Here is a 25719-nt window from a genome sequence, read left to right on the forward strand (position 1 = left end):
TTGTTAACAGAAAGAACTATCCCCTATTTCGGCCAGGAGCGAGATGACCGCCAGCCCCCGATCTGCGTCACAAGGCCCGCGTCCGCGGCCCGCGCATATCCTGATCGTCGAGGATGAGCCGGTCACCCGCAAAACGCTGGCCAGCTATCTCGAAGGATTCGGCTACCGGATCTCGGAATGCGATACCGCCGAAGAGGCCGAGTATCTGCTCGCCAGCGACACGCCCGATCTTCTGCTGGTCGATATCAACCTCTCGGGCCGCGATGGCCTGGAAATCACCCGGGATCTGCGCGCGCGCTCGGAGATCGGCATCATCCTGATCTCGGGCCGTACCGATGAGGTCGACCGGATCATCGGGCTGGAACTTGGCGCCGATGATTATGTCTGCAAGCCCTTCAACCGGCGCGAGTTGCTGGCACGGATCAAGAACCTTCTGCGCCGCACCCAGGCGCTGCGGCTGCTGGAGCGGAAATCGCTGCGGTTTGAAGGCTTTACCTTTGACCTTGCGACCCGTGCGTTGACCGGGCCTGAGGGGGCCGTGATCCCCCTGACCCGCGCGGAATATGAACTCCTCAGGGTTTTTGTCACCGCTCCGGGCCTTGTGCTGGACCGCGACCGGCTGGCATCGGCCATCTCGCCCCGCCGCAGCGGGGTGAATATCCGCAGCGTCGATGTGCTGGTGCAAAGGCTTCGGGTCAAGCTTGGCGATGACCCGCGCAGCCCCCGCATCCTCGCCACCGCGCATGGCGAAGGCTATTTGTTCACCGCCGCGCTGGACTGAGCCGACAAGGCCGCCAGATCCGCCCGCATCGCAGTTTTCGCCCTGGCCACTAGCGCGCCAAGCCGCTCCAGCGCCGGTCCCGGATCACCAGCCGCCCGCGCGGCACGCTCGATCTCCTGAAGGCAGCCGGTCAGGGAAGCGAGATCGAAATTCGCCGCAGCACCCGCCAGCTGATGCGCCTCGCGCGCGAGCGTGGCCATATCGCCGCGCGCCGCTGCCGCGCGGATCAGGGGCAGCGCAAGGTCAAGCCGGCCGAGAAAGAGCCCCGCAAGCTCGGTCACCACATCGGGCGGCAGATCGGCCAGCGCGCCCTGCAAAACCGGATCACCCTGGCGACAAACATCCGCCAGCGCCGCCATAAGCCGCTGCGGGGAAAGCGGTTTCGCCAGCATCAGCGCCATGCCGGCCTCAAGGCTCGCCTCGGTTTCGCGGCCCGCGATATGGGCCGAGATCCCGATCACCGGCACGTCAGCCCGGGCAGGATCAGGCAGCGCGCGAATGCGCCTGAGCGCCTCGGTGCCGGAGATGTCGGGCAGATCGACATCCATCAGCACGGCGTCATAATCGCCCGCCGCCGCCAGATCGACCGCCGCCAGCCCGGTCTCGGCCATCTGCAACCGATGCCCCAGCGGCGTAAGAATCGCCGCCACCACCATGCGATTGATCGGGTGATCCTCGACCACCAGCAGCGACAGCGGCCGCAGATCGACCGGAGCCGTCACAGGCGCGGGCGCCGGCGCGGCGGCGACTGGCAGCTCCAGCTCCAGCACGAAAACCGCGCCGGGCGGGGCCGCCTCTTCCAGCCAGAGCCGCCCTCCCATCTGTGCGGCAAAGCGCCGGCAGATCGCGAGCCCAAGTCCGGTGCCGCCGAATTGCCGCGCAGCGGGTGCCTCGCCACGCTCAAACGGCTCGAAAATCCGTTCGCGGGCCTCAGGCGCGATGCCGGGGCCGGTATCACTGACCCGAAAGCGCAAGGTCACCCGGCCAGGCCCCGCCGGGGTCGCGGTCACGGCCAGCGCCACATGGCCCCCGGGCGTATATCGGATCGCATTTGAGAGAAGGTTTACCAGGATCTGCCGCAACCGCCCGCGATCCCCGGTCACATGGCCGGGCAGATCCGGCGCCAGGGTGATCTGCAGCGCGAGCCCCTTTTCCCCGGCCACCGGCCTGAGCAGCCATTCCGCATCCGCAACCAGATCCGGCAGTGAGAAACCGGCGCTGGCCGCCCGCGCCTCATCGCGGTCTGGCCGGATGAAATCGAGAATATCGCCGAGGATCCCCATCATCCGCTCGCCAGACTGCTCCAGCGCCGAAAGCTGATCAAGCTGCTGCGGCGTCAGCCCGTCGCGCGGCAGCGAGCGGATCATCCCCTGCATCCCGTTCATCGGGGTGCGGATCTCGTGGCTCATCATCGCGAGGAATTCCGATTTCGCGCGATCCGCAGCTTCGGCCTTTTCCCGGGCGATATCATGCGCCGCGACCTCTTCGCGCAGGGCATGGGTCCGCTCGTCAACGAGGTCACGCAACTCATTCCGGTGCCGGTGCAATTCATCGAGGTGGCGCGCCCGCTCCTCCTCCAGCGCGTCATTATGGATCGCCTGGGCGCGGAACACCGCCACCGCGCGTTCCATCGCCGCAATCTCATCCTGACCCCGGGGCCGGATTTCCTCGCCGATTGCGCCCCCTGCCAGGCGCGTCATCGACAAGGACAACCGGTCGAGCCGGCGCGAGATATTGCCGCGCACATAGAACCAGAACACCGCAAGCGAGATGATCAGCGCGGTCACCGCCCCCCAGGCCTGCAGGCTTTGCGCATAGCGGATCGCCGACAGGACGCCCGTCCCGGCCTCGGTCGCCCGCGCGCTCACCGAGGCCGCAAGCACCCCGGTGCTCTTGTCGATCCGCCCCACCGCCTCGGTCACGCTATCCCCGGCCGAGGCGATGCGGCCCTCTAGCGTCAGGACCGCAGCGGTCGCATCCAGTATATCCGGGGCGCCGCGCGCCCTGGCGCCAGGCGTGCGCGGTGCCCCGGCGCGGATCACTGTCAAGAGCGCCAGCGCCCGGTTCGCCCGTACCGGATCGGCAATCGTCTGGACCCGGCGCGAAACGATGGCGAGGCGTTCCTCCATCACCCGGCGCAGCCCCGCAAGCTCTTCGATCGCGCCTGAGGGCCGGTCCGGCACGGTGGCGAGTCGGTTGAGCAAAAGCCCGAGTTCAGAGGCATGGGCGCGCATCTCGAACATCAGGCTCAGCTGGAAAAGATCGACCTCGATCAGCTTGTCGAGGGCGGCAAACCCCGCCTCTCCGCCAGCGGGGCCGATCTCGTAAAGGCTGGAAATCGTCGCCGATGCGGCGGCTTCGGCATTGGCGACCATCGTATCGGCAATACCGCCAAGCTCGGCGGCGGCGGCGATGCCCTCGCCGATATGCTGGCGCAGAGTGAGCCGCGCGAGAATGCGGCGCTGCACCACCAGATCCAGCACGCCAATCGCACCGCGCAGATCGCGGATCGCGATCTCAAGCCCGGCGATCGCTTCGCGGTCGCTGTTTCTGTAGGGCGCCAGCCGCCTGTTCAGCACATCCACCTGATCAAAGAGCCAAGCAGTACGCTCGCGCCGCTCGGCCTCGGTCTGCACCAAGGCCAGTTCCGGGGCCAGCGCCACGATACGGGCACTGGATTCGGCAAAGCCGCGCAGCCCGGCCAAAGCAGGAATCGTGCGCTCGCTGGCCTCTTCCTGGGCGCGGATCGTGCCGCTGAGTTCGAGCCAGCCGATCAGCGCCGCCGCCAGCGGCAGGCCCGTGATGACAAGAAAGGCCATCAGAAGCCGGGAGCCCAGCCCCCTGCCCCCTTTGCCCCCGCTTGCCGCCAGATCGCCCTGCATCACCTGAATCGCCTCTTTCCCTGCCTGGGATTTGCGCCGAAACTGGCACGTAACCGCCGCGAGGCCATCCGAAAAATGCATATGACCCGTCCGACAGCCGCCCTCATCGCCATGACAGGTGTGATTTTTGCCCTTAGCGGGTTGTTCGGCGCGTTGCGCGCCGAGCCGACCGGGGCACCCTGGTCCCTTCTGGTTCATGACCGCCCGATGGATGACGCGAGCCCGACCCATCCGCTCAGCTATCAGCCGCTGGATCACGCCGCTCAGCCCTGGCAGCTTTGCATCCTCTACCCGCATCTCAAGGATTCCTACTGGCTCAGCGTCAATCACGGCATGGCAGAAGAGGCACGGCGCCTCGGTGTCGGCTTCACCCTCTATGAGGCCGGCGGCTATCCCAATCTCGCGCGCCAGATCGAACAGGCCGAGGCCTGCGTGGCCACCGGGGCCGATGCGCTGATCATCGGCACAGTGTCTTATGACGGGATGACGCCGGCGCTGACCCGGATCGCCCGGACCATGCCGGTGATCGCCGCGGTGAATGACATCGCCCCCGAAGGCATCAGCGCCAAGGCCTCCGTGCCCTGGCGCGAGATGGGCGCCGCCGCCGGTCTCGCGCTGGCAGGGCGGCACCCGAAAGGCAGTGCCCCGGTCTCGGTCGCCTGGTTTCCCGGACCGGAAGGCGCGGGCTGGGTGCGTTTCGTCGATGAGGGGTTCCGGGCCGCGCTTGCGGGCAGTTCCGCCCGGATTACGACGGTGCGGCATGGTGATACCGGACGCGAAGAACAGGTGCTTTTGATCGAGGATGTGCTGGAGGCCGCGCCCTGGCCCGATTACCTCGTCGGCTCCGGCCCGATGGCCGAAGCGGCGGTGTCGATCCTGCGCGCGCGCGGGCGCGACGATATCGGCATCGTCTCGGATTACATGACCCATGCCGTGCATCGCGGCATTCTGCGCGGCAAGATCCTGGCGGCCCCTTCGGATTTCCCGGTTCTGCAGGGGCGGCTGGCGGTGGAAATGGCGGTCCGCGCGATTGAGGGCAAGCTTGAGGTCCGCCATGCCGGCCCGGCCATCGTCACCGTGACGCCTGAGACAATCCGCAGCTATGATGCTGATGCGACCCTCGCCCCTGCCGATTTCGCGCCGGTGTTTTCGTCAGAGCCAGACTAGGCCCCGCCCGGTATTTCCGCAGCATAACCAGCAGCCAGTTTCCTGAGCGTGAAATTACTTGACTTGAGACCGGGCCTTTGCCCTGATGCCGGCAGCCCCGAAACGGACAGCCATGCTGAAAAGCCCCCGCCCTGGCGGCGCGAACCGCCGCAACATCCTCACCGCCACCCTGGGCGCTACAGTCAGCGCGCTGACGGCCGGGCTCTGGCCGCGCGCCGCCGGGGCCGCTGAAGACCGGGTAAGGGTCGGCTTTCTCGGCCCCCTGAGCGGCCCGGTCGCCGCCTGGGGGCAGCCGGGTCTGGATGGAAGCCGGCTCTGGGCGGAATGGATCAACGCGGCGGGCGGGATCCGCATTGGCGGGCGCCAGCTGCCGGTCGAAATCATGGCGTTCGACGATGAATATGACCCGGCCCGTGCGAGGGTCGGCGCGCAAAAGCTGATCCGGCGCGATGGTGTCAGCTTTCTCATGATGCTGGGAGGTGACACCTGGCCCGGTGCGGCGCCCCTGGTGCAGGAGACGGGGATGCTCGCCTCGACCCTGCTGCCCTCCGATCTCAGCCCCGAGACCACAACACTCATCGCCCCGGCCGAGGTCCACCCGATCTATAATGTCACCGGCGTCGACTGGCTGGCGCGCAATCGCCCCGGGCTTCGCTCTGCCGCGATCTGCGCCCAGGATGATGTGTTCGGCCTGCCCTCGATCGCAACATACCTTGCCGCCTTTGCAGCAGCCGGGATCCGCATGACCGATGAGCCGTTCTTTTTCGACCCCGCCACCAGCGATTTTGAGCCGCTGGTGCGGCGGATGCTGTCGGGCGGGCCAGAGATCGTCTGCCTCGACACCTGTTATCCCGATTACATTCTGCCGATCTGCGAACAGCTTTACCGCCAGGGGTTTCGCGGCCAGATCCTCTCCTGCACGCTGGATTTCCACGACCGCATCATCGCCCATACTTCGCCGGACTTCCTCGAAGGCGCGATCTTCCAGTTCCCCGATTTCGACGACCCTGCCCTTGCAGCCCCCGAGGTGAACTTTCGCGAACCGGCGCGGTTTCATGCCGAATATGAGGCGCGTTTTCCGGGCCAGTGGAGTTCGGTCTCATGGCAATATGCCGCTATCCTGGATCTGTGGAAGGCGTCGGCCGAGGCCGCAGACAGCACCGCGCCGGATGCTGTGCTGGCAGCGATGAAATCGGGGCGGGGATTGCGTCACGTCTTCGGCCCCGCGCGCTGGTGGGGCGATGACCTGTTCGGCATTTCCAATGCCCTGGTCGGACACTGGCCGGTGGTCGAAATATCGGGCGGCAAGGCGCATATACGTGAATTCACCTCGGTGACCGACTGGTATGACCGCCACGGTGCCCTTTTACATCGGGAGATGGAGCGCTATGGCCAGCTCTGGAGCCAGCGTGTCTGAGCTTTTGCGCCGCCTCTGGCGCGCCTGGCGACGCCATCCCGGCCCCAGGCGCCCTGCCCCCGCGCGTGCCCGCAGTTCGCTTTTCCATCTCAGGATGGAGACCAGACATCGAGACACCTATCACCGGCTCTCAAAGGGCCGCGATCCGCACAATCCCGGCTGAATATATGGGTCATTCCGTCGCAGACCCATACACTGCCGGGATCTTGTCTTTATGATGAAACTGCCCTACATCATTGGCAACGGGCCAACAGCAGCGCCCGCAGGCTTCCGTGACCCGAGGACAGCATGACCGATACGTCGCATTCCGCCGCAGAGCTTCCTGAACGCCCGCTGAAACAGGCGATCCGCCGTGGCCTGATGTGCCGCTGCCCGGCCTGCGGTGAGGGCGCGATTTTCTCGTCATATCTCAAGGTGGTACGGCAATGCCCGGCCTGTGGCGAAGAACTCTGGCATCAAAGGGCCGATGACGGCCCGGCCTATATCACCATGCTGATCATCTGCCATATCGCCGGGTTCATGATCCACGGTCTCTTCAGCTATACCGACCTGACGCCGGGCATCGTCGGCCTGATCGTTTCGCTGACCGTGATCCCCCTGGCTCTGGTGATGCTGCCTTCGACCAAGGGCTTTATGGTCGCCATGCAATGGTCGCGGCGTATGCATGGCTTTGGCGAAAGCAGCGCACCGCAACTCTGATGTCAGGCGCCGCCCCGCTGCCGCAAGCGCGATGAGGGCGATCCGCCGCAATTGGCCAGGGCAGGCTGTGGAACCCGCACCTGTCCGGATCTATTCCTGTCCTCACCTCTTCGCGCCCTGGCCAATTGCGGTGGCTCGAACCGAGCGGCCGATAAACCGACTGATGTTCCGTCAGCGGCGTCCCGTCGTCATGGACGGTGAAAGGCCGGCAGTGCGGAACAGGAAGATCCCGGCATTCCACCGGAAGTTTCCCGCCTCAAACATGGTCGTCGCGCGTGCGGCATCCGGCTGTTCGACGAAATGAACGAGCCTTACCGCCACGCCCGCCTGTAATGCGCAGGCCAGTTCCAGACAGCCAAAGACGGTTTCGGCATCGTCAGGGGTCGCGGGTCAGGACCTTTTCACGGAGGTCCTCAGGCTCGGGCGTCCGGCGGTTTACGAGGATCAGATCCGGGCTTGAAAGCCTCCAGTTCGCGTTCGGCTTTCGATCCGAAAAACGCGCGCCCCTCCGGCGGCGGCTCGAAAATAACGACGCAGATCCCCTTCGCCTTGATCCGCTTCATGCTGCTTTGGATCGAGCTATCGCGGAAATTGTCAGAGCCCCTTTTGATCACCGGTCGGCAGACACCCACCACCTGCGGATTCAGCGCAATGGTCAGCCCCGCAAGGTAGTCCTTGCGTGTCCTGTTGGGATCGACAATCGCCGTGATCAGATTCTGCGGCACCTCGGAATACCTGGTCAAAAGCTGTTTGGTATCTTTCGGCAGACAATAGACGTCATAGCCGAAGGAGGAGTTGTTGCAATGTGCGGCGATCCGCCGGGATTGCAGAGACATCGACCGCGGTGACGTCATGATGGCGCGACAGCAAGACGGCATCGAACCGCCCGAATTAGGCAAGCCCGATGACGGCAAATTTCATTCTGCTGTTCTCCGTTCCGGCACGCGCCTCGAAACCGCTTCTGACATGGATCGGGAAACAGGTTTTCTCACCCGTTTTGCGGGGCTCTGACCAGGCTGTGCTTTCCCTGCCGCCCGGGTCATTATATCATCATGCCACCGGGCCGGAACATCCGTCCACCAAAGCGCCATTTAAGGGCCGCCATGAAGCCAGAACCGCGATCTTCCGATCTTTCTCTTGCGCCGGTCGCACGGCGCAAGCTGTCGGATTCGGTGGTCGAGCAACTGCGCGCCATGATCGCCTCGGGTCAGTTGCGTCCTGGCGATGCCCTGCCCTCCGAGCGCGAGATGATGGCGCGGATGGGTGTCGGCCGCCCCGCCGTGCGCGAGGCTCTGCAGCAGCTGCACACCCAGGGGCTGATCACGATTTCTCATGGCGAACGCAGCCGCGTCAATCCGCTGAACCCGGATCTGGCACTGCATCAGATCAATGATATCGCGAGCCTTCTGATCGCGGCAGAGCCGGGCAATCTCGGCCATCTGCGCGATGCGCGAAAGCTGTTCGAGACCGGGCTGGCCCGGATGACCGCCACAAAGGCGACGCCCGCAGATGTGGCACGCCTCCGCGGGCTGGTCGGCCTGCAGCGTGCGGCGCTTGGCGATACGGCGGCTTTCATGCGCGCCGATATCGATTTTCACACGGCGCTGGCCGCGATCCTTGGCAATCCGGTGATCACGGCGCTGTCACATGCGATGCTGGGCTGGCTCTTCAAACATCACAACACGCTTCTGCACTGGTCGGGCCATGAGACGGTGACGCTTGCGGAACATGAGGCGATCACCGATGCGCTCGCGGCCCAGGACCCCGATCTCGCGGCAGAGCGGATGCAAAAGCATCTCGACCGGTCGGAACGGCTTTACCCCCAGGGCTGACCCCACCGCTCTCAGCCGGGCTTTTGCGCCGTCAGGATAAAGCGGTCATAAACCCGGGTTCTGAGCCGGTTGCGCAGCCCGTTGACCCGCCGTTGCGCCCTGGCAATCGGCTCATGCGAATGGCGCGTGATGGCGGTGAAGCCCACCTTTTCCAGCAACGGCACCAGCAGTTCAAAGCGCAGGCCGGTGCCGAAAGGCAGCCCCGCCATGATCGCGGCGTGGCGCGCGCCCATCGCACCGTCATAAAATGGGTCGGGCGAGAATCGTTCCCACAGCGCCAGCACCCGCGCCGGCCAGCGGCCCGAACGCGCGGGCTGCGCCCAGTCACCATCATAGACCAGAAGTCTCCCGCCGGGTTTCAGCACCCGAAACCAGTCGGCAAAGCCCTCTTCCGGCCGGGTCAGCGTCCAGACCAGGTGCCGGCACAGGATCGCATCCTGACTGGCATCGGGCTCCATCGTGACCTGCGCATCGGCCAGCACAAAGCGCAGCTGCGGTTTGCCCGCATGTTTCGCGCGTGCAACCGCGAGCATCGCCTCGGAAAAATCCAGCGCCGTGACCTCATGGCCCAGATCATGGATCAGCCGCGTCACCTCGCCGGTGCCGCAGGCCAGTTCCATGATCCGCGCCGGTGCGGGCGGCAGGTGATCGCGCATCGGCTGCGCCCAGGCAGCGGCCTCGGCCCCTGGCGCTATCGCATGGCCGAATGCCTGGTCAAAGGTTTCCGAGCGGCGCGACCAGTAGTCACGGATCTCTTCAGCGAGATCGTGATTGATCACTTCTCAATTCCGGACAGGATCGTCTCGAACCGCTCACGTGCACGTGCCGGCAGGGTCTCGGGCAATACGGTTTCCGCCACATCGCCGACATGGATCAGCATCACCATCCCCATCGCCACATGCGGCGAACATTTGATCCCGTAAGCGCCCGGCACATCGAAGGTGACAGTGAAATCCTCATTGATCTTCGATCTGAACGGCGTGGCGCCTTCGGGGATCATATCATCAATGGTCGCGGCATTATGGCTCGGCTGGGTCGGGATAAAGCGCACGGAATCGCCCGGGGCGATCTTCAGATAGGATGGCTCATAGATCATCGGGCCGTTTTCCGACCGGTTATACATCTCCACCTCATGCGTTTCGGCCAGCGCGGGCGTGGCGATCATCAGAAAAAGGGCGGCAAGAGCGGATTTCATGGCTGATCCTCAAGGCAGTGGAAACGGAATTGCGTGACACCATCGGTCGGGTCGGTCAGCGTCCTGGCCCCGACGCGGAAAATGTGGGCAAGGCGGTCGGCGCTGAGCACTTCGCGCGGCGGGCCAAGGGCGGCAAGCCTGCCCCCCTCCAGCACCGCCAGCCGGTCGCAGCCAAGCGCCTGGTTCAGATCATGCAGCGCGATCACCACAGTCACCGGCAGGTCTGAGACCAGCCGCAACAGGGACAGCTGATGATGGATATCAAGATGGTTGGTCGGCTCGTCCAGCAGCATGACCTGCGGGCGCTGCGCGAGGGCCCGGGCAATATGGACACGCTGACGTTCGCCGCCTGAAAGGGTGGTCCAGGACCGCGTGGCCATGTCTGCCATGCCGACACGCGCCAGCGCCTCGGCGCAGATCGCGGCATCCTGCGCACCAAAAGGCGCCAGCGGCGAGAGCCAGGGCGTGCGGCCCAGCTCTACCGCGTCCTGCACGCGCAGCGCCTCGGTCGTCTGGGCCTGCTGTTCGACAAAGGCGATGCGCCGCGCAATATCGCGCCGGTTCATGCGCGACAGGGCCGTGCCGTCCAGGCTGACCGTGCCGCGCGCCCGCGCCGCGATCCCGGCAAAGAGCTTCAGCAGCGTCGATTTCCCGGACCCGTTCGGCCCGATCAGCCCGAGCGTCTCGCCACTGGCAACCTCCAGGGTGATCCCTTCGACAATCGGGCGCCCGCGCGCGGCCCAGCCAAGATCATGCGCCGCGATCTTCATCCGCGCACCCTCCCCCGGATCAGGATCAGCGCGAAGCCGGGCGCGCCCACCAGCGCGGTGACCACCCCGATCGGCACCACCTGGCCCGGGATCAGCATGCGCGAGACCACATCGGCCGCGATCAGGAATACGGCCCCGGTCAGGGCCGCCGCCGGGATCAGCCGCCCGTGACGCGGGCCGACAAGGAACCGCGCCGCATGGGGGATCACCAGACCGACAAAGCCGATGGAGCCGACAAGGCTGACCATCGTCGCGGTCATCAGGGTCACCGCGCCGATCAGCACGATCTGCACGCGGCGCACCGCGATCCCCAGTGATGAGGCGGCGTCCGAGCCAAAGGAAAACGCATCCAGCGCGCGCGCATGCCAGAGGCAGGCAAGAAACCCTGCGACCGCGACCGGCAAAGCCAGTGTCACATCGGGCCAGCGCACGCCCGAAAGATTGCCCAAAAGCCAGAACATGATGCCGCGCGCCTGTTCGGCATTGGCCGACTTCGCGATGAAGAAAGAGGTCAGCGCGTTGAAAAGCTGCGATCCGGCAATGCCCGCAAGCACCATCTGTGCAGGGCCGCCGCCCGCCGCGCGGGCCAGGGCCGCGACAAGGCCAAAAGCCAGAGCCGCCCCCAGAAAAGCGCCCCCGGAAATCCCGATGGCCCCGGCGCCGACGCCCATGATCGTCACCGCCACCGCCCCGGTCGAGGCCCCCGCCGAGACGCCCAGCAGGTAAGGATCGGCCAGCGCGTTTCTGACCAGCGCCTGCAAAACCACACCTGCCAGCGCCAGCCCCGCGCCGCATCCGGCGGCAACCAGGGTGCGCGGTACCCGATAGGCCCAGATGATGCCCTGATCGATCGGATCGACCGGCAGCCCGGCATTCCAGAGATTATTCGCCAATGCCGCCCAGACCGTCGACCAGGGCAGCGGCGTCTCGCCAAGGATCACGCCCGTCAGAACGGCGAGCGCCAGGATAGCCACCCCCGCCATGGCGCGCAAAGCGACATGGGTGGCAAGCGCAACAGGGGTGGCCGGGCGTTTCATCTCTGGCAGATCACTTCAGATCAAAGGCCGGCAGCGCCGCCGCCAGCTCTTCCAGCGCCACGATATTGCGGATCGACGGGTCCATTGCATGGGCGTCGATGATCACGATGCGACCATTCTTCACCGCCTCCATCTGGCTTACCACCGGATCAGACTTCAGGAATTCCAGTTTCTTTTCATGATCATCCGCCTCGAACCGGCGGCGGTCCATGCGTGCGATCACGATCACATCGGGATTGGCCCGCGCGATGGTTTCCCAGGACACGACCGGCCATTCCTCGGGGCTTTCAACCACATTCTTCAGCCCCAGAGACGCCATCATCCAGGCCGGAGCACCGCCGTTTCCGGCAACATAGGGGTCGATATCCATCTCGGCCGACGAGAACCAGAACACCGCCGAGGCCTCTTTCAGATCAAGCGCCTTCGCCGCCGCGACCGCCGCCGCCTCGCGCGCTTTCAGGTCAGCGACCACCTCTGTGCCCTTGTCGGTGATGTTGAAAATCGTCGCCAGCTCTTCGATGCCGAGATAGATCCCCGCCATCGTATAGGGTTCCAGCCGGGTGCCGTCCGAACCTGCGGTATTGTCCTTCCCGATGCAGTCGGACGGCAGGACATAGGCCGGAATGCCGAGATCGGCGAATTGCTCGCGCGTCGCCACGATACCTTGCGGGCCGACATGCCATTCATATTGCACGGTCACGATCCCCGGGCGTTTCGCGACAACACTCTCGAAGGAGGGGTCATTATCCGCCAGCCGCTCGATGCCGTCGTTCAGCTCTCTGAACTCCGGCAGGACTTCGGTGAACCAGACCGAAGTGCCCGCGACCTTGTCGCCAAGTCCCAGCGTGTAAAGGATCTCGCTCGTCGCCTGGCCGACCGTCACAGCGCTTTCCGGCGCCTTGTCAAAGCTCAGCTCAAGCCCGCAATTCTGCAGTTTCAGCGGGTAGCCGGTCTCGGCCAAAGCAGGCATGCCAAAGCAGAGCGCGGCCAGTGAAGCGGTCATCGAGAAACGGGTATTGGGGAAATATCGCATCCGGGATCTCCGTAGGGGATGGGGGATGGAGCGGATGGAGAGCGTGAAAACCGCGACGCACAAAGCTGGCCCGGCGCGGTTGGCGCAGGCTGGCGGCACGGGATGCGGTGGCGCATCTGCGGGTCAAAATCATATCTCGCCTCCCCGGACGCCCCGTCCGGGTCAAGTTGGTTACAGGAGTCGGCAGGTCTCCTGACTGGCGGGTCACTGGGTCTGCGCAGCCTTCCCATGGGCTCTCCCACAGTGGCATTGTCGCGCGGATCCTCGCCGCCTACAGTTGCGGGGGCAGTTCCGGTTCATCCCCCTGTAAAGGCGGATGACGGATTCCCTTTCAATTCCTTGCGGAAACCGACCTGCCCTGAGTATGGGCAAACCCGTCCCGCTTCAATGGCAAAGCATCGCGTTATGCGGATCAGCGCGCGCCCCAGGTGTCCGACAGCCGATACCCGCCGGGCCAGGGGTCAGATGGGTCGAGCATATGCTGATGGATGCCGGTGACCCAGCCACGCCCCGAGATTTCCGGCCGGATCGCCGCCGTGCCCGCCAGATCGGTGGTGCCGAGGATGCGGCCCTGAAACTCCGACCCGATCAGCGAGACGGTGGTCAGACGGTCGGCCTCAGACATCTGGCCACGCGCATGCAGCACCGCCATCCGCGCGGAAAGCGCGGTCCCGGTGGGCGAGCGGTCAACCTTGCCGGGCCGGATCGCCACGGCGGCACCGGCGCGCAGGTCATTGCCCTCGCGCGTGACCTCGCCCGCGAAAAGGCAGAAGGAGTAATGCCTCCAGTCCGGGTTTGTCGGGTGACGGAAACCGAGCTGTTCCGTCCCGGCATCCGAGATTTTCACCCCGAGCTTTGCAATATCATGCGCCTCGTCGGGGGTCAGGCTGAAGCCGAGCGCTTTGGCATAGACAAAGACGAAACTGTCGCCGCCCCAGGCGGTATCGACCGTCAATGTGCCAATGCCCTCGACTTCAAGCTTTGCATCCAGCCGTTCGGCGAAAGAGGGCAGGTTTTCGACAAAGATCCGTTCCGCCTTGCCATTGCGGCATTCGGCGCGGACATGGACCAGACCGCCCGGCGCCTCCAGCACCATGCGCGTTTCCGGCTCGACCATCGGGATGATGCCGCCATCAAGCAAGACCGTCGAGACACAGATCGAATTGGAGCCGGACATCGGTGGCGTATCCTCGGGCTCCATGATGATAAAGGCGGCATCGGCGCGCGGGTCTTTTGGCGGCACGAGCAGGTTCACATGGCGGAAGACGCCGCCGCGCGGCTCGTTCAGTACGAAATTCCTGAGCGTCTGATCTTCGGCGATCCAGCGCGACTGGGCCCAGATCGTGTCACCCGGCGGCGGGCGGACCCCACCCACTATGACATCGCCCACCTCGCCCTCGGCATGGGCGGAAATCACATGGATGGTCTTGATCGAGCGCATATCGGGCCTCAGGAAAGCCAGGGGGGAAGGGTTTTGGCAGCATGGCCGGTGAGGGCAGCGCGGGCGCAGGTCTCAAGACTGTCAAAGCGGATCTGCCGGCCCGAAAGCCCCGGCCCGTAATGGGCATATTTGCCGGAATTGGTCATCAGCGTGCGGGTCGCGGGCGGGAAGACCGGCTCGGAGATCGAGCACCAGCAGAGGTCAGGCAACACCTGCACACTGGCGGCTTCGAGGGTTGCGAGCGTGCCCTCGCCCGCCAGATCGGCAATGATCTGGCGCCCGGCGGTGATGATGGTCGGAACCTGCACCCGCCCACCGTTCAGCGCTTTCGCGAAAGCACGGCATTCTTCGCGCGAGGCATGAGGGCTGCCGATGGCGACAAGGTCGATCGCTTCGCCGCCCTGGTTCAGCTCCTCCCAGGCGCGGGCGAAATCGCTGCGTGTGATCCGGACATTGTCGGCATCGGGTGCGATAAGATGCGCCTCGGGCGTGACCCCTTCGACATGCAGCATCGGTGCAGCCGAGGTGGTGCCAAAGGCCGCGCACAGTGCCTGTAACTGCTCGCGGGATGCCGCGCCCACACCTCTGAGCAAGGGGATCCGGTCCGGCGAGGCGCGGCCCGCAAGCCAGCCCAGCAAAGGCCAGAAGAGATCATCCGTGTCAGGAATCGCCGCCACGTCAATGATGCGCTGCGCCGCCCGGTTCTCGTCCAGACAGACGCCGGCCAGTGGCGCACGCCCGGTCATCGCGATGAAAAGGTCCAGGAAATCCGGGTGTTTCGCCGTCCGCGCGCCCAGCACGGAATTGGCAAAGATCACCGCATTGCTTTCCGACCAGCCAATGGCTTCGCCTTCGGCCGGAGCGCTCTCCAGCAGATAGGGTGCGCAGGTGAAACTCGGCCGGCAGCCCATCGCCACATAGGCATCGGCAAGCCGCTGCGCCGGGGCGCCGAACAGATCCGGCACCCCCTGGGCACGCCAGTTCTCGCGGTCGACCGAAATCGCGTTCATCGTCGTAGGCACCCGCACCAGTGCCCCCATATCCGCCATCTTTGCCGCGAAGGTCAGATTGGCGGGGCTCGCATAGATGCAGCCGTCGATATGGCCCTGGGTCACATCAATCAGCCGGCTCGCCCCCTGATTTGCCGCCATTGCAACAAGGATGCGCATCGCCTGCGACACGGCCTCGCCTTCCGCGCCCGAAAGCATCGCCAGATCTGCCGCCGTCAGGGCCAGCGCCGATCCCGCGGCAGAGGCGACCGGCAGGGTCACTCCCGGGGCCTCGATGGCCCCTGGAATGACGGCCACCTCCTCCAGTTGCGAGACTATGTCGAATGCCGCGCGCTCCAGCCGCAGGACAGGCAGCGCCACGCCGAACATCTCGGCGGCAATCATCGCGCCGAGCGTCACCACATCTTCCGGCTCGCGAAACACCAGCGCCGCAGGCGCGAGCCCGTTCAGCGCCATATCCAGAAGCACCCCTGACCCGGTGCAGGAGCCCCGCGTCCCGGGCATCACCAGCACCCGCCCGGCAAGCGTCTCGCCATGCAGCGGGTGATGCGCATCAATCACCTTTGAGGTCGCGGGATCCACCCCGCCCCAGAAGCTCAGCGGCTCATCGGATGCCAGAACGCGACCCTTCGCCGTGCCCTCAAGAATGAACCGCGAGCCCATCATTTCACCACGAATCCATGCGCATAGGGGTCACGCTCATCGATGAAGATTGTGTTGATCCCGGTCTGCCGCGCCCAGCCGCCGATCGACGGAATGATCGCGGATTTGCCCGGCACCGCGTCAGAGGTCGCCTCGACCCGGCCCTTGAAGATCGAGCCGATGATGCTCTCATGCCAGAATTCATCGCCGACACTCAGGCGGCCCTTTGCCGCCAGCTGCGCCATCCGGGCCGAGGTGCCCGTGCCGCAGGGCGAACGGTCAATCGCCTTGTCGCCATAGAACACCGCGTTGCGGGCATGGGCGCCTTCGACCGTCGGAACCCCGGTCCAGAGGATATGCGACAAGCCGTTGATCCGCGCGTCGCCGGGATGCACGAATTCATATTTCGCATTCAGCGCCGCCCGCAGCTTCGGCGAGAACCCGATCAGCTCTCCGGCGGTGAAATCGGACATGTCGCGGAAATTCTTCTGCGGCTCGACAATGGCGTAGAAATTGCCGCCATAGGCCACATCGACCACGATCTCGCCCAGACCCTCGACCTCGGCTGTCAGCCCTTCGGCATAAAGGAAACCCGGCACATTGGTCAGCCGCACCTCTTCGACGAAACGACCCTCCTGGCGGTAAGAGATATCGACCTTGCCCGCAGGTGCATCAATCGACAGCTTGCCGGGCGAGCGCGGCTGGATCAGCCCGTTCTCGATCCCCATGGTGATCGTGCCGATCGTGCCATGGCCGCACATTGGCAGGCAGCCCGAGGTCTCGATGAACAGGACCGCCACATCGCAATCGTCGCGGGTCGGCGGATAGAGGATCGAGCCCGACATCATGTCATGGCCCCGCGGCTCGAACATCAGACCGGTGCGGATCCAGTCGAATTCGCGCAGAAAATGCGCGCGCTTCTCAAGCATGTCCTTGCCGATCAGACGCGGGCCGCCGCCCGAGACCAGACGCACCGGATTGCCGCAGGTATGACCATCCAGGCAGGAGAAAGTATGAACACTCATCATGAGCCTCAGAAGCGTTGGGGAGAGAAGGCAGATATGTCGATGGCGGGCGCGTTTCCAGTCACAAGGTCGGCAACCAGCCGCGCCGTGCCGGCCGATTGCGTCAGCCCGAGATGGCCATGACCGAATGCGTGAACAACGCGGGCAGAATTCTTCGAGCGGCCAATCGCCGGCAGGCTGTCCGGCAAAGACGGGCGAAAGCCCATCCATTGCACGCCGCCCTCAGGCTTCAGCCCGGGCAGGAAGGCTTCGGCCTTTTTCAGCATCGCCTCTGATCGTCTGAAATTCGGCGGCCGGTGCAACCCGCCCAATTCCACCGCACCGCCGACACGGATGCCGGTGGAGAGGCGCGAAACCACGAAACCATGGCCGCCAAAGGTCACCTGGGTCTTCAGATCGAAGGCCCCGCGCGGCAGGGTGGTGTTATAGCCACGCTCGGTTTCCAGCGGGATATGGTCGCCGACCGAACGCGCAATCAGATGCGAATGTGCCCCTGCCGCGAGCACGACATGGCCCGCATGGCGGATTTTCCCATGCGAAAGCACTTCGGCACCCTCGGTCAGGGGCCTGATCCCGGTGACCTCGTCGCGCTCCAGCACACCGCCATTGGCGCGGAACCTGTCGGCCAGCGCCAGGGTGTAGAGCTTCGGATCCGAGATCGAGAACCAGCCCGGCGTGAAAGTGCCATGGGTGAAACGAGGGCTGAGACCGGGCTGGATCCCGGCCATCTCGCCCGCATCCATATGGCGGAATTCGATCCCGTGTTCTTCGCGCGCGCGCCAGCCAGGCAGGCTCGCGTCAAGCTCGGCCTTGCTCTCATAGACCTGAAGATTGCCCTTTTTCTCCAGCATCGACAGCGTGCCGGAACGGCTCAGAAACGGCTCAAGCTCGGCCTTTGACAGATCCATCAGCGCGGTCTGTGCGACCGTCGACTGTTTCACCCGCGCGGGCGAACAGGCGCGCCAGAAGCGAAACATCCATGGCGCGATCTTCAGCGCATAAGGTGGCGGCACCGACAGGGGCCCCAGCGGGTCAAGCAGCCATTTCGGCGCCTTGCGCAGGATTCCGGGGCTTGCCAGCGGCAGGATATCGGTAAAGGCGAAAGCCCCGGCATTCCCGGCCGATGCACCCGACGCCGGACCTTCGCGGTCAATCACCGTGACGCGCAGGCCCCGCGCCTGAATGGCCAGCGCCGCGGAAAGACCCACGACGCCCGCCCCGATGACAATCACATCGGTCTCGTTCTGCATGTTACGTCTGCCTTAATGAGTGGCGGCGAGGAATTTCTGCAACTCGGCGGTTTTGGGTGCGCCGAACAGCTCTTCGGGCGGCGCGATCTCGGCCATGATGCCCTGATGGAAGAAGGCCACGCGGTCGGAAACCTCGCGCGCGAATTTCATCTCATGGGTGACGCAGATCATCGTCATGCCTTCCGAGGCCAGCAATCGGAGCGTGTCGAGCACCTCGCCCACCAGCATCGGATCCAGCGCCGAAGTCACCTCATCGAACAGCATGTAAGACGGCCCCATCGCGAGCGCCCGGGCAATTGCCATCCGTTGTTGCTGCCCGCCCGAAAGTCGCGCCGGATAGACCGAGAGCTTATCGCCCAGGCCCACATGTTTCAGCTGCTTTTCCGCCTCGGCCTCGGCCTCGGCTTTGGAACGGCCCAGCACCTTCCGGGGCGCCAGCATGACGTTTTCCAGCACGGTCAGATGCGGAAAGGCATTCCATTGCTGGAACACGATGCCGATCTTCTGGCGCAGCTTGTTGAGGTTCGTGGATTTTGCATGAACCTCGACCCCGTCGACGAGGATACGCCCGGAATCAATCGGCTCCAGCCCGTTGATACAGGTCAGCAGCGTCGATTTCCCCGATCCCGATCCACCGATCACGGTCAGAACCTCGCCTTTGGCCACCGTCAGGTCGATGCCCTTGAGCACTTCCAGCGGACCAAAGCTTTTGCGGACTTTTTCAATCTCAATCATTGGACCACCGTTTTTCAAGATAGCTGCCGAATCGGGCGACGGGGAAGCTGATCACAAAGTAGAACACACCGCAGAGGAGCAGCAGGAAAAGCGGCTCCTGCAGGCGGGTGATCAGATCTTTGGTGCTTTTCATCAGCTCGGACACATTGACCACATAGATCAGCGCCGAGTCTTTCATAACGCCAAGCGAAAGCCCGATCCAGGACGGAAGGGCGACCCGGCTGGCCAGCGGCAGGGCGATATAGCGCATGTCCTGCAGCCAGCTCATCCCCAGCGAGCGGCCCGCGCGCCGCGTATTCGGCGGCACCGATTCCAGCGCGCCGCGCACGATTTCCGAACAATAGGCGGCGGTATAAAGCGACAGAACCCCGCAGGCGACCGAGAACCCCGAGACCCGCAGTTTCAGCACCGCCGTGACAAAGGCGAAGGCCAGCGAGAGCTGGATCAGAAGCGGCACCGAACGGCACACATCCAGCACGAAGGTCACCGGTATCGCCCACCATGGCCCGGCCTGAAAGCGGAAGATGCCGCAGATCACCCCGACCACGGTTCCGATCGCGACCGAAATGGCGGTGACAAGCAGCGTCATCCCGGCGCCCTGGACCAGCATCCAGAAGTCTTTGGCGGTCATTGCTGTTTCAAACATGTCCCGCTCCCCTCAATATCTGAACAGCCGGGCTGCAATCAGCCGGGCGGAGAGCGTGACGACCTTGGTCATCACATAGAAAATGACCGCAGCAATGGCGAACATCTCGAAGGTGCGGAAATTGATCTTCACCAGATTGTCGGTGACGCCAAAAAGATCCGAATTCATCGAGATCACCGCGCCGAGCGAGGTCATCAGGATGGCCCAGACAAACTGGTTCGTCATCGGCAGGAAAGAGATCCTGAGCATCTGCGGCATCACCACATAGCCAAAGGCCTGCGGCGCGCTCATGCCCAGTGACCGCGCCGAACGGGTCTGGGTGTCCGGGATCGCCTTCAGCGCACCCCGGAAATTCTCATGCAGGTAGCCGGCATTGTTGAACGTGATCCCGGCGAGCAGCGCAACATAGGGCGAGAGCCGCAGATCGACGGCAAAGCCCAGATGCGGCTGCGTCCAGCCAGTGATCGCGATGCCAAGCCCCGCGAGACCGAAAAAGGCCATATAGATCTGGAAAAGCGCAGGCGTATTGCGCGCCACTTCGACCCAGGTGGTCGTGATGCCGCGCAGCACCCGATTGCCCGAGAGCCGGAACGAGGTGAGCAGAATCGCAAAAAGGATCCCAAGGATCATCGAAAGCACTGCGACTTCCAGAGTCACCAGCGCCCCTTGCAACATATCAGGCAGCGATTGGAACGCCTGATTCCAGCGAAAGCTGTAATTGAACATATCCGCCTCTCGGTCACTGAACGGAGAACGGCGCGGGGATCACCCCCGCGCCGCGTATGGCGGATGTGTCAGCGATAAACGCCGGTGATGGTCAGGTTCGCCGGAACGCCCTCACCAACCCATTTCTTGTAAAGCTCGGCGTAACGGCCGGTGCGGACCTGCTGGTTGATGAAGAGGTTCATGTAGTTGATCAGGCCATATTCTTCGCGCAGCGTGATCAGTGCAACATAGTCCGGCACCATCGGGGCCTTGTCGACAACCTTGATGTCACCGAAATTGCCCGAAGCGACGTTGGCATTGGCCACCTCCATCGTGCCGACCGTCGCATCCAGCTGGCCCTGGCTCAGCGCCAGGAAGACGTCAGCCTGGTTCTGGAACGGACGGAACTCGCCCTCGCCCCATGCCTTGACCTGACCTTCCAGCCAGATCGCCTCATAGGTTCCGGCGGTGGCGCCGACGACTTTGCCCTTCATATCTTCCCAGGATGCCATTTCCAGACCCGGGCGGGCCACGACGGCATTCTCGAACGCGTAATAGGGAACCGAAACGCCGACGGTCTTGGCGCGCTCCAGCGTGTCCGAGGTCGAAGCGACGGCCACATCAACGCGGCCCGACATCAGCGCCGGGATACGCTCGGGGAAGGTGGTTTCGACAACCTCGGCGGTGACGCCAAGGGCGGCTGCAAGGTCATTGCAGTAATCGACATCAAAGCCGATCGGATTGTTGTCAGCATCTTTCGACCCCATCGGCGGGAAGTCGAGGACAACTGCGCAGCGAAGCGTGCCCGATGCGATGATGTCGTCAAGTTTGTCAGCCATGGCCGGGCCGGCGAAAGCAGTGGCCGCCGTAAGGCCAAAGGCGAGGACTTTGGATTTCATGCAGGCTCTCCCTGAGTTGTTCTTGCTGTTGATTCACGTCGTGACACTATCATGTGTCATTGGTCTCGACGCAAATCAAAAATACAATTAGTATACAAGAGACCTGTCAGAGCAGAGAATGGAAGGCGATCCGGCTGCGTTTTGGGCCGATTCAGGCAGTCTTCCTGAAAACCAACGCGTGGAACCGGGTTTTTGATACACAACAAGGGTGAAGGGCCGCCGGAATGCCTGCCTGCAGGGATGGCGATTCTCGCGAAAGCCGCCCAGAATGACCATCGGCATGACCAACAGCACAGCCAGGAGCTGTCCCGCGATCCCTGAGATCACGGCCCGAAACGGAGAGCAGAGATGACCACCCCCCCCCTTTCGATCGAGGATCTCGGCGCCCGAATCGAGAAGGTCTTTGCCCATGCCGGCATGAATCCGGCGCAGGCCGGCGCCATGGCACGGGTGCTGACGGCGGGCGAACGCGACCAATGCAAATCGCATGGCATCTACCGGATCGAGGGTACGCTGCGCACGGTGAAGGCGGGCAAGGTGAACCCGCAGGCCGTGCCGGTGCTGGCACCCGATGATGGCACAGCACTTGTGCGGGTCGATGCGCAGGGCGGCTTTGCCAATGCTGCCTTCGAGCTGGCTTTGCCGGAACTTGCCGCCCGGGCGAAAAAGCTCGGCATGGCGGCGATGGTGATCAATGACTGCACCCATCTCGCCGCGCTCTGGCCCGAGGTCGAGGCGGTCACCGCCCATGGCCTTGCCGCGATGGTGATGTGCCCGAGCTATGCGACCGTCGCACCTACCGGCGGCACCGATCCGCTTCTGGGCACCAACCCCTTTGCCTTTGGCTGGCCGCGCCCCGCAGGCGACCCCTATATCTTTGACTTCGCCACTTCGGTCGCAGCGCGGGGCGAGGTCGAACTCCACCGCCGCGCCGGCAAAGCCCTGCCCGAGGGCTGGGCGCTGGATAAAGACGGCAATCCGACCACCGATCCCGAAGCGGCGCTTGCCGGTGCCATGCTGCCCTTTGGTGGCCATAAGGGTTCTGCGATCTCGACGATGATCGAGCTTCTGGCCGGGATCATGATCGGCGACCTGACCAGCCCCGAAGTTCTCGACTACCTCGGCTCGACCACGCTGGCACCGCGCCATGGCGAACTGATCCTTGCCTTCTCGCCCGAGGCCTTTGCGAAGGGCCGCCCCGGCGATCCCTTCGCCCGCGCCGAAACGCTGTTTGATGCAATCATCGGCCAGGGCGCCCGCCTGCCCTCACAGCGCCGCTTCCGCGCAAGGGCGGAATCGGCAGCGGAAGGCATCACGCTCAGCGCCGATGAGGTTGCCCAGCTGGAGCGATTCCAGCGGCTTGGCCTCGACGCTGTCTGAATCCTGCAGGCCCCGGCCCAGCCGGGGCTTTGCCCTGCACATATTCAGGTGAAACTAATTTTACCTATATGGTTTCTTTCAACATTTTTTCCGACCGATTTTTGGGCATTTCGCTTTTCTGATACAGGAAAGCGGAATGTTCGCATGACATTCCCCCCCTCCCGGGGCATAGGCTGACCCCATTCCCGGCGCTTTCCAGGAGACCTGTCGCCGCCCCTCCTTCACCCACCGGCCTGCCGCCGTCCCTCCTCCCATATTCCAGGCATGAAGATCGACAATGTCCAAACTCGCCCTCCGCGTCACCTGTTCCTCGACCCGCGGCATCGTCGCCGCCATCTCGTCCTTCCTCGCCGGTCAGGGCTGTAATATCACCGATTCCAGCCAGTTCGATGATGCCCATACCGGTCGCTTCTTCATGCGCGTGAGCTTTCGCAGCGAAGAGGGCAAAACGCTGAAAGACCTGCGCGAAGCCTTTGCCGCGGTGGCCAGACCCTTCGATATGGAAGCGGACTTCTTCGACGAATCCGCCAAGCGCAAGGTCATCGTCATGGTCTCGCGCTTTGGCCATTGCCTGAATGACCTCTTGTACCGCTCGAAGATCGGCGCACTGCCGATCGAGATCGTGGCCGTCATCTCGAACCATATGGATTACCAGAAGGTCGTGGTGAACCAGGACATCCCCTATTACTGCATCAGGGTCACCAAAGAGAACAAACCCCAGGCCGAGGCCGAGCAGATGCGGGTGGTGCGCGAAACCGGGGCCGAGCTGATCGTGCTGGCGCGCTATATGCAGGTGCTCTCAGACGAGATGTGCCGTGAGATGTCGGGGCGGATCATCAATATCCACCATTCCTTCCTGCCCTCCTTCAAAGGCGCCAATCCTTACAAGCAGGCCTTTGAACGCGGCGTGAAGCTGATCGGGGCGACCTCGCATTACGTCACTGCCGATCTGGATGAAGGCCCGATCATCGAGCAGGACATTGTGCGGATCACCCATGCCCAGTCGGGCGAGGATTATGTCAGCCTTGGCCGCGATGTGGAGGCCTCGGTTCTGAGCCGCGCCATCCATGCCCATGTCCATGGGCGGGTCTTCATCAATGGCGAGAAGACGGTCGTGTTCCCGGCCTCGCCCGGATCCTATGCCTCGGAGCGGATGGGCTGAGGACAGCCGGTCCGGCCATGACTGGCCGGAGGCCTCCGGCGGGGATATTTAAGGACAGATGAAAACAGCGAGGGCGCTCCTTTTATGGGAGCGCCCTTTGATTTGTGAAGCCGGGCCGGTTCAGGCCAGCCAGGGTTTGACTTCGTCGAGTTTCGACCATTCAGCATACCAGGTGTCGAACAGCACCAGTTGCTTTTCGATGAAACCGGCCTGGCTCGGCGACAGTTTGTCATCTTCGTTGAAATGGAGCGCGTATTCCGGGTTCCCCTTCAGCACCATCATATGTTTGAAGAAGAGGACCAGATCCGGGCCACCATCGACGCGGGCGAGCTCGTAGAAGGCGGTGTCGAGTTCTTTGGCCAGGCGGCGGGCTTTGACATCGCCGGTGGCGGCGGCCTTGCACAGATTGCCCAGCGTCAGGATCTCGCGCGGCAGCACGCAGCCGATGCCGGTGATCGCGCCAGTCGCGCCCGCATTGACATAGCCATGGAAGACCGAGGTATCGATGCCGATCATCAGGGTCACGTCGTCATCGGCCGAAGTGATGTTTTCGGCGGCATAGGTCATCGCGGCATCGCCGCCGAATTCCTTGAAGCCGATCAGGTTCGGGTGTTCGGCGCGCAGCGCGAAGAAGAGATCGGCTTTGGTCTCGAACCCGTAATAGGGGCTGTTATAGATCACGGCCGGCAGGTTCGGAGCGGCCGCGAGGATCGCCTTGAAATGCGCCTTTTGTGCTGCCGCGACCGAGCCGCGCGACAAGACGCGCGGGATCACCATGAGGCCATGCGCACCGGTCTTCGCGGCATGTTCTGCAAGCGCCACGGCCGAAGCCGTATTGATCGCGCCGGTTCCGACGATCACTTTGACACCGGCCTGCACGAGGCGCTCGACGCCTTCCATCCGCTGCGCGTCGGTCAGGAGCGGCCAGTCCCCCATCGAGCCACAATAGACCACAGAGGACATGCCAAGGCTGACAAGTTCTTTCGCCTTTTTCACGAGCGCATCGAAATCGGGGCTGCGATCGGCTTTGCAGGGCGTCATCAGGGCGGGGATGGTGCCGGTGAAGATATCGCTCATCTTGCTGGTTCCTCTGTTGGGGCCGCGCGAGAGGTATGGCGGCACGATTCCGTGGTTCAGCCGTGAGTATAGAGTTTGTATTTTATTTGTCGACATAAATTCCGTTCAGGCGAAGACCCGCGCGCAGCCTGGCCTCCCCCGGAAAGATCAGATGGAGATGTCCTGACGGCGGTCGCGGGTGATCGCTTTCTGGATCTGCCGGATGATCTGATCGGCATGGGCGCGCGCAACCTGATCGGCGGCGCCGATATCGCGGGCGGCAATCGCCGCGACCATCTGCTCATGTTCGCGCAGCCAGAGCGCCGGCATATCGCCTTCGAAACTGCTGTAATAGTAAAGCCGCAGCAGGCGGCGCCCCTCATCCAGCAAGCGGCTGAAGAGCGATAGGTAATAGCGGTTGCGCCCGGCCTCGGCGATGGTCTGGTGGAACTGGCGGTTGGTCGCGATCATGCCGATCTCGTCCCCTGCCGCACAGCGTTCTTCATAGGCGCGCTGATGCGCGCGGATGCGGTCGAGGTCTTCGGCCGTGTGATATTCCGCCGCAAGCCGTGTGGTGACGCGATACATCAGCGTCAGCGCGTCGAAAAAAGTGTGAAGATTGGCGAAGTCGATCTGCGACACCATGGTCGAGCGGTTCGGCAGCGTGTCGATCAGCCCTTCCGCCGCAAGCCGCACCAGCGCCTCGCGGATCGGCGTTCGTGACATGCCAAAGCGGTCGGCCAGCTGGATCTCATCGACGATAGAGCCTGGCGGCAGTTCCAGATCGAGGATCTGGTCGCGCAGCAATTCGTAGACCATCCGCACGCCGGAGCCGCGTTTGCGGTCATGCCCCGCAGGCGTTTCGCTGGCAGTCATCGGCGCGCATCCCCTTCATGTCGACAAAAGGAATACGCCACTGTTTTTCCGCGATCAACAGCGACAAGGCACCGGGGCG

Annotated in this window: 26 protein-coding genes and 1 riboswitch; of the genes, 8 read left to right on the plus strand and 18 right to left on the minus strand. The window is 63.9% G+C overall.

Annotated features, from left to right (window positions below):
• Nucleotides 1-43 precede the first annotated feature (43 nt).
• Nucleotides 44-781, plus strand: coding sequence for a response regulator (locus AC4FS3_RS15920; RefSeq protein WP_092902885.1), 738 nt, complete (start codon nt 44-46; stop codon nt 779-781).
• On the opposite strand, the gene AC4FS3_RS15925 is transcribed toward AC4FS3_RS15920, so the two are convergent.
• Complete coding sequence (locus AC4FS3_RS15925) at nt 754-3744, minus strand: ATP-binding protein (protein ID WP_491021377.1); 2991 nt, start codon at nt 3742-3744, stop codon at nt 754-756. The two genes, AC4FS3_RS15920 and AC4FS3_RS15925, sit on opposite strands and share 28 nt — an antisense overlap.
• On the opposite strand from AC4FS3_RS15925, the gene torT reads away from it, so the two are divergent.
• From torT to AC4FS3_RS15940, 3 genes are all read left to right on the plus strand, one after another.
• Nucleotides 3745-4830, plus strand: a complete 1086-nt coding sequence (gene torT, locus AC4FS3_RS15930) for a TMAO reductase system periplasmic protein TorT (protein WP_491021378.1) — start codon at nt 3745-3747, stop codon at nt 4828-4830. It abuts the gene before it with no gap.
• 112 nt (nt 4831-4942) lie between these two features.
• Nucleotides 4943-6247, plus strand: a complete 1305-nt coding sequence (locus tag AC4FS3_RS15935) for an ABC transporter substrate-binding protein (protein WP_491021379.1) — start codon at nt 4943-4945, stop codon at nt 6245-6247.
• A 288-nt stretch (nt 6248-6535) separates the two neighbouring features.
• Complete coding sequence (locus AC4FS3_RS15940; RefSeq protein ID WP_491021380.1) at nt 6536-6946, plus strand: DUF983 domain-containing protein; 411 nt, start codon at nt 6536-6538, stop codon at nt 6944-6946.
• Between the two features lie 171 nt (nt 6947-7117).
• On the opposite strand, the gene AC4FS3_RS15945 is transcribed toward AC4FS3_RS15940, so the two are convergent.
• A complete protein-coding gene (locus AC4FS3_RS15945) occupies nt 7118-7297 on the minus strand; it encodes a hypothetical protein (RefSeq protein ID WP_491021454.1) in 180 nt (59 codons plus the stop codon).
• 62 nt (nt 7298-7359) lie between these two features.
• Nucleotides 7360-7782, minus strand: coding sequence for a hypothetical protein (locus tag AC4FS3_RS15950; protein ID WP_491021381.1), 423 nt, complete (start codon nt 7780-7782; stop codon nt 7360-7362).
• A gap of 16 nt (nt 7783-7798) precedes the next feature.
• Between AC4FS3_RS15950 and AC4FS3_RS15955 the strand changes: the two genes are divergently transcribed.
• Both AC4FS3_RS15955 and nanR read left to right on the plus strand, forming a co-directional pair.
• Nucleotides 7799-7957, plus strand: a complete 159-nt coding sequence (locus AC4FS3_RS15955; protein ID WP_491021382.1) for a hypothetical protein — start codon at nt 7799-7801, stop codon at nt 7955-7957.
• Between the two features lie 92 nt (nt 7958-8049).
• Nucleotides 8050-8778 carry a transcriptional regulator NanR gene (gene nanR / locus AC4FS3_RS15960; RefSeq protein WP_283179230.1) on the plus strand — a complete coding sequence of 243 codons (729 nt, stop codon included), beginning with the start codon at nt 8050-8052 and terminating at the stop codon, nt 8776-8778.
• Nucleotides 8779-8789: 11 nt separating this feature from the next.
• Here the strand turns inward: nanR and AC4FS3_RS15965 are convergent, their stop codons facing one another.
• From AC4FS3_RS15965 to AC4FS3_RS16025, 13 genes are all read right to left on the minus strand, one after another.
• Nucleotides 8790-9557 carry a class I SAM-dependent methyltransferase gene (locus AC4FS3_RS15965; RefSeq protein ID WP_491021383.1) on the minus strand — a complete coding sequence of 256 codons (768 nt, stop codon included), beginning with the start codon at nt 9555-9557 and terminating at the stop codon, nt 8790-8792.
• Complete coding sequence (locus tag AC4FS3_RS15970) at nt 9554-9973, minus strand: pseudoazurin (RefSeq protein WP_198835032.1); 420 nt, start codon at nt 9971-9973, stop codon at nt 9554-9556. The genes AC4FS3_RS15965 and AC4FS3_RS15970 overlap by 4 nt, the downstream gene beginning before the upstream one ends.
• The gene (locus AC4FS3_RS15975) at nt 9970-10743 is read right to left on the minus strand and encodes an ABC transporter ATP-binding protein (protein ID WP_491021384.1); all 774 of its coding nucleotides are present in this window, start codon (nt 10741-10743) and stop codon (nt 9970-9972) included. The genes AC4FS3_RS15970 and AC4FS3_RS15975 overlap by 4 nt, the downstream gene beginning before the upstream one ends.
• On the minus strand, nt 10740-11726 hold the full coding sequence (locus tag AC4FS3_RS15980) for a FecCD family ABC transporter permease (RefSeq protein ID WP_491021455.1): 987 nt from the start codon (nt 11724-11726) through the stop codon (nt 10740-10742). Before AC4FS3_RS15980 ends, AC4FS3_RS15975 begins: the two co-directional genes overlap by 4 nt.
• Before the next feature lie 64 nt (nt 11727-11790).
• Nucleotides 11791-12783: an ABC transporter substrate-binding protein gene (locus tag AC4FS3_RS15985; RefSeq protein WP_491021456.1), complete on the minus strand. Its 993-nt coding sequence runs from the start codon at nt 12781-12783 to the stop codon at nt 11791-11793.
• Between the two features lie 195 nt (nt 12784-12978).
• Nucleotides 12979-13181: riboswitch (cobalamin riboswitch) on the minus strand.
• A gap of 44 nt (nt 13182-13225) precedes the next feature.
• Nucleotides 13226-14254, minus strand: coding sequence for a trans-3-hydroxy-L-proline dehydratase (locus AC4FS3_RS15990; protein ID WP_491021385.1), 1029 nt, complete (start codon nt 14252-14254; stop codon nt 13226-13228).
• 8 nt (nt 14255-14262) lie between these two features.
• On the minus strand, nt 14263-15927 hold the full coding sequence (lhpI, locus tag AC4FS3_RS15995; protein ID WP_491021386.1) for a cis-3-hydroxy-L-proline dehydratase: 1665 nt from the start codon (nt 15925-15927) through the stop codon (nt 14263-14265).
• Nucleotides 15927-16931, minus strand: coding sequence for a 4-hydroxyproline epimerase (locus AC4FS3_RS16000; RefSeq protein WP_283179224.1), 1005 nt, complete (start codon nt 16929-16931; stop codon nt 15927-15929). The genes lhpI and AC4FS3_RS16000 overlap by 1 nt, the downstream gene beginning before the upstream one ends.
• A gap of 8 nt (nt 16932-16939) precedes the next feature.
• Nucleotides 16940-18181, minus strand: a complete 1242-nt coding sequence (locus AC4FS3_RS16005) for an NAD(P)/FAD-dependent oxidoreductase (protein ID WP_491021387.1) — start codon at nt 18179-18181, stop codon at nt 16940-16942.
• 12 nt (nt 18182-18193) lie between these two features.
• Complete coding sequence (locus AC4FS3_RS16010) at nt 18194-18916, minus strand: amino acid ABC transporter ATP-binding protein (protein ID WP_491021388.1); 723 nt, start codon at nt 18914-18916, stop codon at nt 18194-18196.
• Nucleotides 18909-19562: an amino acid ABC transporter permease gene (locus tag AC4FS3_RS16015; protein WP_491021389.1), complete on the minus strand. Its 654-nt coding sequence runs from the start codon at nt 19560-19562 to the stop codon at nt 18909-18911. Before AC4FS3_RS16015 ends, AC4FS3_RS16010 begins: the two co-directional genes overlap by 8 nt.
• A gap of 12 nt (nt 19563-19574) precedes the next feature.
• Nucleotides 19575-20288: an amino acid ABC transporter permease gene (locus AC4FS3_RS16020; RefSeq protein WP_491021390.1), complete on the minus strand. Its 714-nt coding sequence runs from the start codon at nt 20286-20288 to the stop codon at nt 19575-19577.
• A gap of 68 nt (nt 20289-20356) precedes the next feature.
• On the minus strand, nt 20357-21166 hold the full coding sequence (locus AC4FS3_RS16025) for a transporter substrate-binding domain-containing protein (RefSeq protein WP_491021391.1): 810 nt from the start codon (nt 21164-21166) through the stop codon (nt 20357-20359).
• 348 nt (nt 21167-21514) lie between these two features.
• Here AC4FS3_RS16025 and AC4FS3_RS16030 point away from each other — a divergent pair, with 348 nt between their 5' ends.
• On the plus strand, nt 21515-22546 hold the full coding sequence (locus AC4FS3_RS16030; RefSeq protein ID WP_491021392.1) for an Ldh family oxidoreductase: 1032 nt from the start codon (nt 21515-21517) through the stop codon (nt 22544-22546).
• Nucleotides 22547-22823: 277 nt separating this feature from the next.
• A complete protein-coding gene (gene purU / locus AC4FS3_RS16035) occupies nt 22824-23708 on the plus strand; it encodes a formyltetrahydrofolate deformylase (RefSeq protein ID WP_092902921.1) in 885 nt (294 codons plus the stop codon).
• A 120-nt stretch (nt 23709-23828) separates the two neighbouring features.
• Here the strand turns inward: purU and AC4FS3_RS16040 are convergent, their stop codons facing one another.
• Nucleotides 23829-24785: a dihydrodipicolinate synthase family protein gene (locus AC4FS3_RS16040; RefSeq protein ID WP_491021393.1), complete on the minus strand. Its 957-nt coding sequence runs from the start codon at nt 24783-24785 to the stop codon at nt 23829-23831.
• 147 nt (nt 24786-24932) lie between these two features.
• A complete protein-coding gene (locus tag AC4FS3_RS16045) occupies nt 24933-25640 on the minus strand; it encodes a GntR family transcriptional regulator (protein WP_283179217.1) in 708 nt (235 codons plus the stop codon).
• Between the last annotated feature and the right edge of the window lie 79 nt (nt 25641-25719).

The organism is Pseudogemmobacter sp. TB195 (genome assembly GCF_058313095.1).